Genomic DNA, 16,316 nt, shown 5'->3' with positions numbered 1-16,316 from the left:
CCAAACAATTACCAAACTAAATTGATTCCTTTATGGTTCGGAATGGTATATTGTTTTGATGATACCATCAGACAGTCCTATTTTTGGTACGTATATTTTCTTGGCCCCACACCACTTGGCCGCTGACAAATAAATTCGTGTAGCGGGAATAATAACGTCGGCCCTATCTGGGTTCAACCCAAGTTCTGATATCCTATCATCGTAACTCATATTTTCCAAAAAGTGGTATTGGGAATTGAGCCAGATATACGATAAAGGTTCCCCTTCTTTTCTACCTGACATTTTGTGGAGTTTGTTGATGTTACCGCCAGAACCAATAATGGTAATTTTGCTATGTCCCTGGATATTTTCCTTGATCCACAGTTCAATTTTTTTCCAAATTCCCTCACCTACCAAATTGTTAAGAATCCGAACGGTCCCAATTTTAAAGGATTTTGAGACTTTTATTTTGCCATCTGTAAAGAGGGTAAACTCCGTACTACCTCCTCCAACGTCTATATAAAGGTAAGATTGATCGTTTTGGATCAACTGCTTCAAATCTGTAGAGGCTATGATTGCCGCCTCCTTTTTACCGTCTATAACTTCTATCTTTACTCCAGATTCCTGATAGATACGATCTACTATTTCATGTCCGTTATTGGCTTCCCTAATTGCAGAAGTAGCACATGCCATGTATTTCTCAACGCCATGGACATCCATGATCAATTTAAACGCTTTCATAGCATTTAACATACGCTCCTCATTGTGTTCCGATATTTCCCCTACGGTAAAAGAATCCTCCCCTAAACGAACAGGCACCCTAATCAGGGAACTCTTTCTAAACTGGGTCTTTTTACCCTTCTCTTCTATAACGTTGTGAATCAACAGACGTATTGCGTTGGAACCTATGTCAATTGCTGCAAACTTTCTTATTTTCAAAATACCTTGGCTTAAGCGTTTAATTTTTTAAGGTAATAGTCATAAATCGCAAACTGGGAACGCACCTTGACTTTGTTATTTTTCCTATAGGCATTATCCTGATTGGCACTGAAGACTCTCGCCTTGACATTATCCATCCAAGAAATCTCAAAAGTATCCAATAGCTCCTGTTTTAATTCAGGATCATAAATTGGACATCCTACCTCCACCCGGTAATCTAGATTTCTTGTCATCCAATCTGCTGAGGATATATACACTTTAGGGTCTCCATTATTAGAAAATATGAATACCCTTGGATGTTCCAAAAATTTATCCACAACACTAATGGCTTCAATATTTTCACTCAACCCTTTTACTCCTGGCACGAGGCAACAGATTCCTCTTATTATCAATTGAATCTTCACCCCGGCCTTGCTGGCCTCATATAATTTATCCACCATCTTATAAGAGGTGAAACTGTTCATTTTGATCTTTATATACGCCTCCTTACCCGCTTTGGCATTCTCAATCTCCTTATCTATCAGTTTCTTGAACACATTTTTGGTGTAGTGCGGCGAAACAATGAGATGTTTGTATTTATTGATCTTATATGTGGTTTCGAAGAAATCAAAAACCATATTCAGCTCTTTTAATATAGGATCATGAGCGGTAAAAAGTGTATAATCTGTATAGATCCTTGCCGTAGCTTCGTTAAAGTTACCCGTACTGATAAATCCGTAACGTTTATTCACTCCGTCTTCCTCCCGTTCTATAAGACATATTTTGCTGTGTACCTTTAATCCTGGAACCCCAAAGATGAGCTTTACCCCTTCTGCCTGTAATTGTTCTGCATATTGGATATTTGCCTGCTCATCAAATCTGGCCTGAAGTTCTATTTGTACCGTAACCTGTTTGCCATTTTTTACAGCATTGATCAGGGAGGCTGTGACCTGTGAATTGTCTGCCAAACGATATACTGTAATTTTTATGCTTTTCACTTTAGGGTCCAAGGCTGCTTCCCTTAAAAACCTAATAACGTAGGAAAAGGTATGGTATGGAGTGTATTGCAGGTAATCCTTTTTTGCAATAAGATTGAACAAACTCCCCTCCATTGAAAAATCCTTTATGGGCAGCGGCTTAATTTTTTCATACATCAGATCTTCACGTCCCAAACTGGGAAAGCCCATATAATCCCTTCTATTGTGATATCGTCCCCCGGGAATAACGCTATCCGTATCCTCAATGTTCATTTTATCCTTTAAAAATTCCAAGGTGTCCCTTCCTATATTTTTGTCATAGACAAAACGGACAGGATCACTGATCTTTCTGTGCTCTACGCTGGATGAAATTTTCTCAATAAAACTCTTGCTCAAATCATTGTCTATATCAAGTTCCGCATCACGGGTAATCTTGATCATGTGGGCAGTGATAGACTCATAATTGAACATATTAAAGATATTGCCCAAGGAGTATCGAATCAGATCATCCAACATGATGATATAACTCTTATCCTCTTGGCTCGGAATGACAACAAAACGGTCTATACCTTTTGGGATTTCTATAAGGGCATAACGTTTTTCCTTTTTCCCGTCCTCCGTTGGATGCTTTTCGTCTTTTTTCAAGATTATTTTAACGGCAAGATAGGCTGCTGTATCCTTTAGCGTTGGAAATTCGGCAAGATCATTGAGGATAATGGTCATTAATACCGGACTCACTTTTTGAGCAAAGTAACTCCTGATAAATTCGGCCTGACTGTCTTTTATCTCCTTTTCATTGATCAAAAAGATATTTTTGGTCTCCAATTCCTTTTCAATGTCACCAAGTATCTTTAAACTTTTGGTCTGCTGCCTAATTACGATTTCCGTGATTTCCTCCAATAGGTCTTTTGCAATTTCTCCCCCTAGAACACTCTTCCCAGATCTCCCGGCTTCGACAATTCTTTTAACCGTGGCATATCGTACTTTAAAAAATTCATCTAAATTATTAGAGAAAATTCCAACAAATCTCAGCCTCTCTATCAAAGGGACGTTCTTGTCTGCACTTTCCTGTAATACGCGTTCGTTAAATTGCAACCAGCTTATTTCCCGGTTGATATATTGGTATTTGGATTTGATCATTTTTTAAGTTGTTTTGGGAAAATAGTCTGTTCAGTAGTTCCTTTTGCAATATCCTCCCAGCGATCTACACTAAAATTTAGTTGCACCATGCCTGTAGTGGGCACATTGTCTATGGCTTTACTTCCCAAGCTATTGGCCACATTGGTGAATGCGTAATTATGTCCAAAAATAAGGACGGTTTCATATTGGTTATCCAGGTTTTTTACAAAATGGAACACATCCTCCCCAGAGAAATCGTACAATTCCTTTGTGATCCGAAGTTTGTGTAAAGGAAAATCCAGTTTGCGCAATACAATCATACAGGTATGCAAAGCTCTATTAGCCGGACTAGAGAATGCGGCGTCAATGCTAATATTCTTTGATTTTAAGGCCGAACCAACAAGATGGCCATCCTTAATTCCCCTTTCCTTTAATGGCCTATCCTGATCATCAACTTGATATTCCCAAGACGATTTTCCATGACGCACTAAGATCAATGTTTTCATAAGGTATGATTTTAAGGTGCCAAACGCTCTATTTTCCAATTGTAATCTTCTTGCAAGGAGTATCTTACCCTATCATGTAATCTGTTGGGTCTTCCCTGCCAAAATTCTATGGATACAGGTTTTACCATATACCCACCCCAGAAATCCGGTCTTTGTATCTCTTTGCCCTGGAATTCTTTTTCCAAGGCTTTCAATTTATCCTCTAGTACCGATCTAGAAGGTATAACGCTACTTTGATCCGAAACAATTGCCCCTAGTTTACTTCCTTCAGGCCTAGATTCAAAATAACCATCGGATAGATTTTCTGCTAACTTCTCGGCTTTTCCCTTAATAATGATCTGTCGTTCCATATTGGGCCAAAAAAATGAAAGGCATACATTGGGATTGTTCGCAATTGCCTTTCCCTTTTCACTAGTATAGTTCGTATAGAAAATAAATCCTTCAAACGTATACTTTTTAAGCAGCACCACCCTGCTTTTTGGAAAACCATCCAAACCAATAGTTGATATCGTCATGGCATTAGGCTCATCAATCCCTTCCGAAGCCTCCACTTCATAAAACCACTTTTGGAATAATTCTATGGGATTGTCAGAAATTCCGCCTTCTTCCAAGGCACTCTTTTCATAGCTCTTTCTATAATTGCCTAAATCTTTCTGCATTTAACACTAGATTATTTCGTTACCAGCCTCTTAGTGACAAAAATGAGGAAAAGAACGCAATTCACGAAAAGTCTAAACGCTTTTTATCAATTTTTTGGCTAAGGATAACAAAAAGGACTAAGTTGGCCTTTTGGTCCATTAAATTGAACGTTTGCTTAAAACAACAAGGCTAATGAAAATCAAATGACTTTCCATCATCTGCCAATTCAACACGCTCAAAAACCTCCATTGCCTCTTCTTTAAAAAGCTCAATAGAAGCATATCGCGTAGAGTAATGGCCCAAAATAAGGACCCCCACATTTGCTGCCTTGGCAATACTGGCGGCTTCCTTGGCGGTAGCATGCTTGGTCTTAGGGGCCATATGCTGCTCAGATTCCAAAAAAGTAGATTCATGGTACAACACGTCCACCTCATTGATTTGCGGCACCATATCCGGCATATATGCCGTGTCGCTACAAAAGGCATAACTCTTGGGTTTGGGTGGTTCAAAGGTGAGTTCACGGTTGGGAACAATAATGCCGTTATCCAAAACAATATCCTTTCCACTTTTAATATTTTGGTAGTAACACGTATCGATACTGTACTTTTTTACCACTTCTATATTTAATTTTCGGTCCGCAGGTTTCTCCCGAAATAGAAATCCATTGGTATACACCCTATGGTCCAACGGAATGGTATCTACCGTAACTTTCTCATCTTCAAAAACAAGTTCAGGTAGCTTGGTCGTAAGTTCATGAAATATCAAGGGATAATTTGTCCAAGAATCTCCCAATTTCAAGAGCAGGGTCACAGCCTCTTTTATCCCTTTAGGACCATAAATATGTAATGCCGTCTTTCGACCTAATAATCGGAAGGTAGATATTAATCCTGGAAGTCCAAAAAAATGATCCCCATGTAAATGGGAAATAAATATATGCTGGATGCGGGAAAACTTTATTTTATGTTTTCTTAGCTGTACTTGCGTCCCCTCTCCACAATCAATCAAAAATAAATGGTTTTTAATTTCCAGGACTTGAGCCGTTGGGTTGGTAAAAGTTCTGGGCGTGGCGGCATAACAACCTAAGATGTGTAATTTCATGTAGTTTTTAAGTTAAGGCACTAACTGAGGAGAACAATCCTTTTAGACATTGGCCTATGTTCATTAGGAAGTATATCTACTCTTCTTCCAAATCCAAATCGCGCTCAATCTCCTCCATCTCAATGACATCCCTGGCCTCTTGTATGGTTGGCACTACAATGATATGATCTGGCACTTCTTCATAAGTTACCTTGTCTGTAACCAGAATAAAAGATTTCTTTAATTTTCTATGGGCCACTGAAAGCTCATGGAACTCCAAAACATCATTCGCCGTAAGCTTGGAGAATGAAAATAGGTTCACGATAATATGATCGTTCTTAATTTTTGGATACCCTGATTTTAAATTTTCCAAAAATACCTTTAAGGAAGTATTTTCCTGTAAAACAATGGTCGTAGTGTCTTCTCTGTTGAAAATCATAGGATCTTATTTTATTTTTGAAGCCAATAAATATATGACTGCCATGCGAATAGCTACCCCATTTTCCACCTGGTTAAGAATGATGGACTGATTGGAGTCGGCAACATCGCTTGTTATCTCCACGCCCCTGTTGATAGGGCCTGGGTGCATGATTACTATTTCCTTATCCAAACTATCCAACAAGACTTTGTTCACCCCAAATTGTTGGGTGTATTCCCTAGTGGTCGGAAAATAACTTATATCCATACGTTCGTTCTGAATGCGCAACATATTGGCAACATCACACCAATTAAGCGCCTTTCTTAAGTTGGTCTCTACTGTTACCCCTAAGGATTCGATATGCTTTGGCATCAATGTTTTTGGGCCACAGACCTTCACGTTTGCCCCTTGAAGTTTAAGGGCAAAGATATTTGACAAAGCTACCCGCGAATGTAGAATATCTCCCACAATAACCACATTCTTGCCTGCCACGCTTCCCAATTTTTCTCGGATAGAATAAGAGTCCAATAGGGCTTGGGTAGGATGCTCATGTGCTCCGTCACCAGCATTTACTATAGAAGCTTTTACATGTTTGGAAAGAAATATTCCTGCCCCCGGATTTGGATGGCGCATGACCACCATATCCACTTTCATGGAAAGGATGTTATTTACTGTATCTATAAGGGTCTCTCCTTTTTTTACGGAGGATTGGGCTGCGGAAAAGTTAACTACATCTGCTGACAGACGTTTCTCTGCTAGTTCAAAAGAAAGCCTGGTTCTGGTACTGTTCTCAAAAAATATGTTGGCGATAGTGATGTCTCGAAGAGACGGCACCTTTTTAATGGAACGATTAATTACTTCCTTAAAATGATCGGCAGTTTCAAAAATGAGCTGAATATCTTTTTCATTTAGATACTTAATCCCTAGCAAGTGCTTTACACTTAATTCGCTCATATGCTTTAATTTCTATTTATTCTACTGCGCCTTTTAACCCTTAATAAGTTACTTCAGCGCTATTTCTATATTATTTATTAATTAAATAAATGGTGTCTTCCCCATCATTTTCCTTCCACATTACCTTTACTTTTTCCTCATTAATGGCATCTACCTGTCTGCCCCTATAATTGGGCTGAATGGGCAAATGACGACTGAACCTTCTATCGATCAAGGTCAGCAATTCTATTTCCAAAGGCCTGCCAAAAGACTGAATGGCGGTTAAGGCTGCACGGATACTTCGCCCGGTATACAAGACATCATCTATCAATACCACCTTTTTATCATCAACAAGAAAGTCCATCTTTGTTTCATTGGCCTCTAATGGTTTGTTGCCTCTTCTAAAATCATCCCTATAGAAGGTGATGTCCAAGAACCCAAGTTCTATCTTTTTAATACCATATTCCTCCTTTAGGATTTTGGCCAATCGTTCCGCCAAAAAAGTTCCTCTGGGCTGAAGACCGATGAGTACCGTATTGCTAAAATCCAAATGATTCTCTAATAGTTGGCAAGCCAATCGGTGAAGGATAATGTGTATTTCTTTAGAGGAAAGTAGTACTTTTTGACTCATACGTTAGGAGACCGATTCTATTGAAAAACAAAAATAGGGATTTCCTTCCAATATACGAGGGGTAAATTAAAGCGTGGTTCATCTCTTTTAAAAAATGGAAACAAAAAAAGCCCGGACAAATTGTCCGGGCTTTTCAATTATGAATAAACAGATGCTTACTTTTTCTTGGCAGCAGCGTCCATTTTATCTTTCAACGCTTGTAACGCTTCGTTGGCATCACCTAAGGTTGGTTTAGCTTCGTCTGCATTTGCAGCAGCTTTTCTAACTGCAGCTTTTACATTACGTTGCTCTTCTTCCCTAAAGATTGCTGTATGGCTAGCGACAACTCTTTTGAATTCTTTATTGAACTCAATAATTTTGAAATCTGCCTCTTCACCTTTTACAAGTTTCTTACCATCTTCTTTTTCCAAGTGACGTGTCGGTACAAATGCAACGATGTCCTCATTGAAGTTTACGGTAGCTCCTTTGTCAACGATCTCTGCGATGGCACCTTTATGAACGGTATCCAATGCAAATTCAGTTTCGTATTTGTCCCATGGGTTAACAGTAGTCTGTTTGTGGCCCAAGCTCAATTTACGTCCTTCAACATCCAATTCCAATACTTCCACTTCCAATGTGTCACCAACGGTAACAAATTCTGATGGATGCTTGATTTTCTTAGTCCAAGAAAGATCTGAAATATAGATCAAACCATCGATACCTTCTTCCATTTCAACAAATACGCCGAAGTTTGTGAAGTTACGAACGATTCCTTTGTGCTTGGAACCTACTGGATATTTAGTAGTAATATCGGTCCATGGATCTGGAGTCAATTGCTTGATTCCAAGAGACATTTTTCTGTCTTCTCTATCCAAAGTCAATACCACTGCTTCTACTTCGTCTCCAACATTTACGAAATCCTGTGCAGATCTCAAATGTGTAGACCATGACATTTCAGAAACGTGAATAAGTCCTTCAACTCCTTCAGCTACTTCAATAAATGCACCGTAATCAGCAATAACTACTACTTTACCTTTTACTTTATCACCAACTTTGATCTCTTCGCTCAAGGCATCCCAAGGATGTTTCTCCAATTGCTTCAATCCTAATTGGATTCTAGATTTGTTGTCATCGAAATCCAAGATAACCACGTTCAATTTCTGGTCAAGTTCAACAACCTCGTTCGGGTGGTTGATTCTGCTCCATGAAAGATCAGTGATATGGATAAGACCATCAACACCTCCAAGGTCAATAAAGACACCATAAGAAGTGATGTTCTTAACAACACCTTCCAATACTTGTCCTTTTTCCAATTGACCGATAATCTCTTTTTTCTGTTCTTCGATATCCGCTTCGATCAACGCTTTGTGGGATACTACTACGTTTTTGAACTCATGGTTGATTTTCACAACTTTGAACTCCATAGTTTTTCCTACGTACTGATCGTAGTCACGGATAGGCTTCACATCTATTTGAGAACCTGGCAAGAAAGCTTCGATGCCGAAAACATCAACGATCATACCACCTTTAGTTCTACATTTAACAAAACCATTAACGATTTCTTCTTTGTCGTGGGCTGCATTAACTCTGTCCCAAGCCATGATAGTTCTGGCTTTTCTGTGAGATAATACCAACTGTCCACTCTTATCCTCACGGATATCTATCAACACCTCAACTTTGTCTCCAACCTTAAGATCTGGGTTGTAACGAAATTCGTTAAGAGAGATAACACCTTCAGATTTTGCATTGATGTCAATAATAGCTTCACGATCTGTAAGGTAAACTACAGTTCCTTCAACTACTTCCTCATCTGCAGTATCCACAAAGTTTTTAGCTACCAATGTTTCAAATTCCTGTAATTTGGAATCATCAACACGCTCAATACCTTGTTCATACTTTTCCCAATTGAAGTTTTCCAAAAACTCTTTTGGATCCTGTACTTGGGTCTCTACTTTTGTTTCTTTAGCGTCTTGCGTAGTTTCATCTACTTGCGCTGTTGTTTTTTCTTCAGCCATTTGCTGATAATTAATTTGTATTCCGCAGCCATCCAAGAGCTAAACAATTACTGCAGAAGATGTTATATATAAATTTTTTTTTATTACCTTTTCCTCTCGACTCTCTGTAAAAAAGGTGTGCAAAAATACAACTAAATAATGGTTTTACAAACTTATTTATAGAAGGTTGCTCCGGAAAGAACTATTTGAAGGAAATATTCTCAAAATCCTTGAAAATCCGTACCTTAAACAGCATAATATTAACATTTAAAAAAATTGAACATGAGCACTAAAGACAAATACCAAGGTGTCTTAACCCTTGGGGAAAAACTGGGCATAAAAGATGGAGATGTATCGGAAGAAGGTGGCGTCCTTAAAATAAAAGGCAAGGCCAATACCCCTTACGAAAAAGACCTTCTTTGGGATAAGATCAAGGAATTGGGTGGGGAAAATCCATCTGATATAAAAGCAAATATTACGGTTGCAGATGATTCCGTCTACCATAGACATGTTGTTAAGAGCGGTGAATCTTTAAGTAAAATTGCCAAGCACTATTATGGTGATCCCGTGAAATACAAGAAGATATTTGAAGCGAATACCAATATTCTAAAAAATCCGGACATGATACATCCCGATCAAGTTTTAGTTATTCCCAACAAATAAACATGAAAAAAGTAAAAAGGGCCGTAATTCGGCCCTTTTTTATTGTTGCGCTATTACGCGCAGTGAATGATTGTATATCCTATCAAACTGCTCCTCCATACCCATATCGCTATTATCAAATTCAATGGCATCCTCGGCCCTCCTCAATGGGGAGAACTCCCTGTGTGAATCCACATAATCCCTATTTTGAATATTTTTCAACACCTCCTTATAAGTTACCTTATCTCCCTTGTCCAGTAATTCCTTATATCTCCTGTATGCCCTTGTTTCAGGGGAAGCTGTCATGAAAATTTTTAGTTCGGCATCTGGGAACACCACGGTACCAATATCTCTCCCGTCCATCACAATTCCTTTCTCCTTACCCATTTCTTTCTGCATATCCACCAACTTATGCCTCACCTCCTCGATGGTGGCTACCCTGCTCACTTGGTTGGAAACTTCTATGCTCCTAATTTCCTTTTCTACATTTTCGCCATTGAGGAACATTTCCGCAAAACCTAGTTGCTCGTTAAAAACAAACTTAAGCTTCGCCTGTGGCAATAATTTTATCAAAGCATTAATATTTTCATTTTCCACCCCAACAAATTTATTGCGCATGGCAAAAAGGGTTATGGCCCGGTACATGGCTCCTGTATCTACATATATATAACCCAAAGCCTTGGCAAGCTGTTTGGCTAGTGTACTTTTTCCGGTTGAAGAAAAGCCGTCAATGGCTATGGTTATTTTTTGCATTGGTCAAAAATACTTAGAATTCAATAATTTATTTAACATTCTACATGAAAAAAGGACAATGGTTCCAGTTTTCCTAGAACCATTGTCCTTTTTATCTAATACTAAGGCCTTGATTTAAAGACTTTTCGCATTCTTGACCTTTTCATCCGTTATGGCCAAATTAATTACTTCGCTCATATCTGTTACATAATGGAATTCCAGACCTTTTAAATACTCCGCTTTTATTTCCAAAATGTCTTTTCTATTGTCCTCACATAAGATGATTTCTTTAATCTTGGCTCGTTTAGCAGCTAAAATCTTTTCTTTGATACCACCAACCGGAAGTACTTTGCCCCTTAAGGTGATCTCCCCTGTCATCGCCAGACTCTTTTTTACCTTTTTCTGGGTAAATAAAGATACCAAAGAGGTCAGCATGGTAACACCAGCACTGGGACCATCTTTTGGGGTGGCCCCTTCAGGCACGTGGATATGAACATTGTACTTATCGAACACTTCAGAGTCTATTCCAAAACTATCGGCGTTGGACTTGATATATTCCATGGCAATCGTAGCGGACTCTTTCATGACCTTACCTAGGTTCCCTGTAATGTTCAAGGTCCCTTTACCTTTGGATAAAATGGATTCTATAAACAAGATATCTCCGCCTACACTCGTCCATGCCAACCCTGTGACTACTCCGGCCACATCATTGCTTTCGTATTTGTCCCTTTCCATTCTGGCAGGTCCCAATACCTTTTCTATGTCTTCATTGGTCACTTTTAAATTGTACTCCTCCTCCATGGCGATGGACTTGGCAGCGTGACGTACCATTTTGGCAACTTGCTTCTCCAAGGCACGTACCCCAGATTCCCGGGTATAACCTTCCACTATTTTTTCCAATTGTGGCTTGGCAATCTTTAAATGTTTATCTGTAAGTCCGTGCTCCTTCAACTGCTTTGGCAAAAGATGCCTTTTTGCAATCTCTACTTTCTCCTCAATGGTGTATCCCGTTACATTGATAATTTCCATACGATCCAATAAAGCCGGTTGTATGCTCGATAAATTATTTGCCGTTGCAATGAACATCACCTTAGAAAGGTCATACCCCATTTCCAAAAAGTTGTCATGAAAATCATTGTTCTGTTCAGGATCCAATACTTCCAACATGGCAGAAGATGGATCACCTTGGTGACTGTTCGACAATTTATCTATCTCGTCCAAAATGAACACGGGATTGGATTTACCAGCTTTCTTTAGACTTTGGATGATTCGTCCGGGCATAGCACCAATATAGGTTTTCCTATGGCCTCGTATTTCTGCCTCATCTCGCAGTCCTCCAAGGGACATACGAACATATTCCCTTCCAATTGCCTTGGCAATAGACTTGCCCAAAGAGGTTTTACCTACACCAGGAGGGCCGTACAAACATAAAATTGGAGATTTCATATCGTTCCTCAGCTTTAAAACGGCCAAATACTCGATAATCCTTCTTTTGACGTCTTCCAAACCGTAATGGTCCCTGTCCAAGATTTTTTGAGCTCTTTTTAAATCGAATTTATCTTTTGAAAATTCATTCCAGGGCAACTCCAAGAAAAGCTCCAAATAATTTCTTTGTATAGAATATTCGGCTACCTGTGGATTCATTCGTTGCATCTTGGCCAACTCCTTGGTGAAGTGTTCAGATACCTTTTTACTCCATTTTTTTTCTTTTGCCTTTTGGGCCATCTCATCTACTTCCTCTTCATATGAAATACCTCCCAATTCCTCCTGGATGGTCTTCATTTGTTGATGAAGGAAATACTCCTTTTGTTGTTGGTCCAAATCACTGCGCACCTTACTCTGAATGTCATTCTTCAGCTCCAATTTTTGGAGTTCCACATTCATATACTTTAAGGTAGCCAATGCCCTATCCTGCAAATTTGGGATTTCCAATAATTCTTGCTTTTCCTTTACACCAAGATTTAAATTGGAGGACACAAAGTTGATCAAAAATGAATTACTCTGGATATTCTTTATAGCAAAGGAAGCCTCACTTGGAATATTTGGATTATCCTTGATGATCTTTAGTGCCAATTCTTTAATAGATTCTATGATGGCAAGAAATTCCTGACTATCCCCTGCAGGTGGCCTCTCCTCCTTGGTTTCTCTGACCGTGGCTGTCATGTATGGCTTCTCTGTGAGCACTTCTGCAATTTCGAAACGTTTTTTCCCTTGAATAATGACCGTTGTATTCCCATCGGGCATTTGCAGCACTCTTAAAATTCGCGCTACAGTTCCTAAAGTATTAATATCATTGATTCCAGGGTTCTCTGTTTCCTCATCCTTTTGGGAAACAACACCAATTACTTTTGAACCATTATTGGCATCTTTAATAAGGCTAATAGACTTATCCCTTCCTGCGGTGATCGGAATAACAACCCCTGGGAACAAAACGGTATTGCGCAAAGGCAATATTGGCAAAGTTTCCGGCAAGACCTCATTATTGATCTCCTCTTCATCTTCGGGTGTCATTAAAGGTATTAACTCTGAATCCTCATCAATTCCTTGCAGTGACATACTGTCAATATTTAAAAATTTAGATTTACTCATATCGTTATTTCGGTCATTCTGTCATTTTATAACAGAAATCTAATTTTAAATTATAATTCATTGGTCTGTAAAACCCTACAAACCTTAACAAATTTGCGTTTTCAGAACCTTATTCATCCATCTAAAAACAATTGTTATGCCAACAACTGGTTAATTTTTTAAAAAAACTGTAACAATCCTTAAATTGAATCATCTATTAGACAAACGATTCGCTTTTTGAGCCATAAAGAAGAACATATTAACGATCTGTTGCAATTGTGTAGGGAAGGCAACCCTGGTGCGCAAATGGAAGTATACAATCGCTATTATAAAGCAATGTACAATACTTCCCTGCGGATAGTAAAGGATAGTGCCGAAGCAGAGGACATTATGCAGGAATCGTTTTTGAGTGCTTTTACCAAATTGCACACGTTTAAAGGCGAGGTAACCTTTGGATCTTGGTTAAAGAGAATAGTGGTCAACAACAGTATCCATCACTATCGCAAGCAACAGAAAAAGAACGAAGTAGCGCTGGAAAATATATTGTACAAGGTCAAAGATGATGATGGTATTGATGCAGATCATGGAGTCACTGAATTGATGGCTCAAAAAGTGATGCAGACCATGAATCTATTGCAGGACAATTACAGAATTGCTTTGACCTTATTTTTAATAGAAGGATATGATTATGAAGAGATAAGTGAAATCATGAAAATAAGTTATGCGAATTGCAGAACTATTATCTCTAGGGCAAAAGCGAGTCTTAGAAAAAAATTAACCCCCGTAATACAATAACAATGGATAATTTAGAAACCATATTCAACAATTTAAAAGGCTCTTTCGACAAAGAAGAACCCGCCATTGGCCATGAGGCCAGGTTTTTAAAGAAACTAAACAAACGTAGTGAGAGGTCTAGAAGAAGCTGGGGCCAAGGTATATGGAAACCACTACTTATGGCTGCTTCCATAGCCCTGCTTATAGCTATTGGTTTTGGATATTTTATAGAAAAACCTACTACTGACCAACAAATAGCAAAAATTTCCCCAGAGGCCTCCAAAACTGAATTTTATTTTGCCAATCTTATCAATGAGCAGACCAAACTCTTACAAAGTGAAAGCTCACCAGAGACCAAACAAATGGTGGAAGATGCCATGTTCCAATTAAAAAAATTGGAAAAAGATTATAAAAAAATGGAGCAGGATCTTCTGAATGGTGGTAACAGTAAGTTCATATTAAGCGCTATGGTCACCAATTTCCAAACTAGAATAAGCCTATTGCAAGAGGTCCTTCAACAGATCGAACAGATTAAAGTCATTAATGAAAAAGAAAAAACACATACTCTAATTTAAAAAAAAGTAAAATGAAAAAGTTCATCCCAATTACCTGTATTATCTTGTTTTTAGCACTCCCTATTTTTTCCCATGCCCATGTGGATCCGTTAAAAGGAAAATACACCAAAGAAAAAACAATCAAAAAAGAATTTAAGGTCAGTGCCAATGCCCTTATGTCCATAGACAACAGCTATGGCAACCTCAACATCACTTCATGGAACGAAAACAGGATCATGATAGAAGTTCGGATCAAGACAAATGGCAACAACGAAGATAAGGTTCAAAAAAAATTGGACCAAATCTCCGTAAATTTTGACGCTGGCGAGGATATGGTTTCCGCCAAAACAATATTCAACCAAAACAACAACAATTGGAACTGGAACTGGGGTGGTGGGAATAACGTGAACATGCAGATCGATTATTTTATAAAAGTCCCAGTAAAGAATAATGTTCATCTCAATAATGACTACGGTAGCATTATTTTGGACAGGATAGATGGCCATGCAAAGATCAATTGTGATTATGGTAGATTGGAGATTGGGGAATTGAGAGGTAGAAACAATGAGCTTAATTTTGACTACACCTCCAAAAGTAGCATTGGCTATATCAACAGTGGCAAAATATCAGCAGACTATTCTGGGTTTACGATAGAGAAAGCAGGGGATCTTGTCATTAAAGCAGATTATACCAATTCTACCATTACAAAAATGGACAATCTTCAGTACTCAAGTGATTATGGCTCCATAGATATAGGTGAAGCAAATAATGTGCAGGGAAAAGGAGACTACATCAATGTAAAATTAGGGGTTATCCACGGAAATCTAGACATCTCCGCAGACTATGGCTCCCTTAGAATCAAGGAATTGGCAGCGGACGCTGGCAATGTGGCGATCAATTCGGATTATATGGGTATCAATATCGGATACAATCCCCAATATTATTTTGATTTTGAGATCACCGCCGAATATGCCGGTGTCAGTGGTAAAGATAATTTTGAGATCAATATCAGTACAGAAAAGTCGAACCAAAAATATTACAAAGGTTATTACGGCAAGAGCAACAGCGGAAATAAGGTTTCCGTAAATAGCGATTATGGAAGCATATCCTTCAATAAAAATTAATTGAAACCCATTATGACCATGAAAAAAATTCTAATACTAGGTGTATCCATGTTGTGCATGACCTTCACCTATGCCCAATGGGGCAAGAAAATTAAAGGAAATGGCAATATCATTACAGAAAACAGGAATACAGGACCCTATGACGCCATCTTTATATCCGGATCTTTCGATGTAGAACTGGTGGATGGAAAAGAAGGGAAACTTATTCTAAAAGGGGAAGAAAACCTATTGGAATATATAACTACAGAAATAAAGGATGGTAAATTGGTGGTCAAGGTCGAAAAAGGAATCTATTTAAGTCCGTCTTCCTGGAAGCAGGGAATTTTCATTACCATCCCAGTGGAAAGAGTTGATGCTGTAACGTTATCAGGCTCCGGCGATATTGTGGGGAAGAAAACCATTGCCACCGATAATTTCAAAACTGATATTTCGGGATCTGGAGATATTTCTCTTTCGGTCTCAGCGAAGACTGTAAAAGCCACAATTTCAGGATCAGGGGATATTACCCTAACCGGGGAAACAGAAGATTTCGAGGTCAGGGTTTCTGGTTCAGGAGACGTAAATGCCTATGATCTTTCTGCCAAGAATGTAACGGCTAATGTCTCCGGTTCTGCAGATATTGAAGTTACCGCCACAGAGATGATACAGGCAAGGGTTTCCGGTTCAGGGGATATTTCGTATCGTGGCAATCCAAAAAAGATAGATACAAAAACTTCAGGATCCGGTGATATCACCAAAGGTTAAACAAATTT

Annotated in this window: 16 protein-coding genes; 5 read left to right on the top strand and 11 right to left on the bottom strand. The window is 38.7% G+C overall.

Annotated features, from left to right (window positions below; genetic code table 11):
* Window positions 1-30: 30 nt before the first annotated feature.
* From SB49_RS01960 to rpsA, 9 genes are all read right to left on the bottom strand, one after another.
* The gene (locus SB49_RS01960; RefSeq protein ID WP_062053354.1) at window positions 31-921 is read right to left on the bottom strand and encodes a Ppx/GppA phosphatase family protein; all 891 of its coding nucleotides are present in this window, start codon (window positions 919-921) and stop codon (window positions 31-33) included.
* A gap of 8 nt (window positions 922-929) precedes the next feature.
* Window positions 930-3,014 (bottom strand): polyphosphate kinase 1, encoded by a 2,085-nt coding sequence (gene ppk1, locus SB49_RS01955; protein ID WP_062053352.1) that lies wholly within the window; start codon window positions 3,012-3,014, stop codon window positions 930-932.
* The gene (locus SB49_RS01950; protein WP_062053350.1) at window positions 3,011-3,499 is read right to left on the bottom strand and encodes a SixA phosphatase family protein; all 489 of its coding nucleotides are present in this window, start codon (window positions 3,497-3,499) and stop codon (window positions 3,011-3,013) included. The genes ppk1 and SB49_RS01950 overlap by 4 nt, the downstream gene beginning before the upstream one ends.
* Before the next feature lie 11 nt (window positions 3,500-3,510).
* Window positions 3,511-4,158: a pyridoxamine 5'-phosphate oxidase gene (gene pdxH / locus SB49_RS01945; RefSeq protein WP_062053348.1), complete on the bottom strand. Its 648-nt coding sequence runs from the start codon at window positions 4,156-4,158 to the stop codon at window positions 3,511-3,513.
* Window positions 4,159-4,327: 169 nt separating this feature from the next.
* Window positions 4,328-5,236, bottom strand: a complete 909-nt coding sequence (locus tag SB49_RS01940; protein WP_062053346.1) for a ribonuclease Z — start codon at window positions 5,234-5,236, stop codon at window positions 4,328-4,330.
* A gap of 76 nt (window positions 5,237-5,312) precedes the next feature.
* On the bottom strand, window positions 5,313-5,654 hold the full coding sequence (locus SB49_RS01935) for a hypothetical protein (RefSeq protein WP_062053344.1): 342 nt from the start codon (window positions 5,652-5,654) through the stop codon (window positions 5,313-5,315).
* 6 nt (window positions 5,655-5,660) lie between these two features.
* A complete protein-coding gene (locus tag SB49_RS01930) occupies window positions 5,661-6,587 on the bottom strand; it encodes an aspartate carbamoyltransferase catalytic subunit (RefSeq protein WP_062053342.1) in 927 nt (308 codons plus the stop codon).
* Between the two features lie 70 nt (window positions 6,588-6,657).
* Window positions 6,658-7,197, bottom strand: coding sequence for a bifunctional pyr operon transcriptional regulator/uracil phosphoribosyltransferase PyrR (pyrR, locus tag SB49_RS01925; protein WP_062053340.1), 540 nt, complete (start codon window positions 7,195-7,197; stop codon window positions 6,658-6,660).
* A gap of 155 nt (window positions 7,198-7,352) precedes the next feature.
* Window positions 7,353-9,191 (bottom strand): 30S ribosomal protein S1, encoded by a 1,839-nt coding sequence (gene rpsA / locus SB49_RS01920; protein ID WP_062053338.1) that lies wholly within the window; start codon window positions 9,189-9,191, stop codon window positions 7,353-7,355.
* Between the two features lie 261 nt (window positions 9,192-9,452).
* On the opposite strand from rpsA, the gene SB49_RS01915 reads away from it, so the two are divergent.
* On the top strand, window positions 9,453-9,833 hold the full coding sequence (locus SB49_RS01915) for a LysM peptidoglycan-binding domain-containing protein (protein ID WP_062053336.1): 381 nt from the start codon (window positions 9,453-9,455) through the stop codon (window positions 9,831-9,833).
* Between the two features lie 39 nt (window positions 9,834-9,872).
* On the opposite strand, the gene cmk is transcribed toward SB49_RS01915, so the two are convergent.
* Both cmk and lon read right to left on the bottom strand, forming a co-directional pair.
* Complete coding sequence (gene cmk, locus SB49_RS01910) at window positions 9,873-10,565, bottom strand: (d)CMP kinase (protein ID WP_062053334.1); 693 nt, start codon at window positions 10,563-10,565, stop codon at window positions 9,873-9,875.
* 114 nt (window positions 10,566-10,679) lie between these two features.
* Window positions 10,680-13,133, bottom strand: a complete 2,454-nt coding sequence (gene lon, locus SB49_RS01905; protein WP_062053332.1) for an endopeptidase La — start codon at window positions 13,131-13,133, stop codon at window positions 10,680-10,682.
* 216 nt (window positions 13,134-13,349) lie between these two features.
* Here lon and SB49_RS01900 point away from each other — a divergent pair, with 216 nt between their 5' ends.
* Genes SB49_RS01900 through SB49_RS01885 form a run of 4 tightly spaced genes read left to right on the top strand, consistent with a single transcriptional unit; the run spans window position 13,350 to window position 16,308 of the window.
* Window positions 13,350-13,907: an RNA polymerase sigma factor gene (locus tag SB49_RS01900; protein ID WP_062053330.1), complete on the top strand. Its 558-nt coding sequence runs from the start codon at window positions 13,350-13,352 to the stop codon at window positions 13,905-13,907.
* A gap of 2 nt (window positions 13,908-13,909) precedes the next feature.
* Window positions 13,910-14,461: a hypothetical protein gene (locus SB49_RS01895; RefSeq protein ID WP_062053328.1), complete on the top strand. Its 552-nt coding sequence runs from the start codon at window positions 13,910-13,912 to the stop codon at window positions 14,459-14,461.
* A gap of 11 nt (window positions 14,462-14,472) precedes the next feature.
* Window positions 14,473-15,564: a hypothetical protein gene (locus SB49_RS01890; protein ID WP_062053326.1), complete on the top strand. Its 1,092-nt coding sequence runs from the start codon at window positions 14,473-14,475 to the stop codon at window positions 15,562-15,564.
* An 18-nt stretch (window positions 15,565-15,582) separates the two neighbouring features.
* A complete protein-coding gene (locus tag SB49_RS01885) occupies window positions 15,583-16,308 on the top strand; it encodes a head GIN domain-containing protein (RefSeq protein ID WP_062058753.1) in 726 nt (241 codons plus the stop codon).
* The last annotated feature ends 8 nt before the right edge of the window (window positions 16,309-16,316 follow it).

It is taken from the genome of Sediminicola sp. YIK13 (genome assembly GCF_001430825.1).
Classification (GTDB): Bacteria; Bacteroidota; Bacteroidia; order Flavobacteriales; family Flavobacteriaceae; genus Sediminicola.
This window is presented reverse-complemented; position numbering and strand designations above follow the sequence as displayed.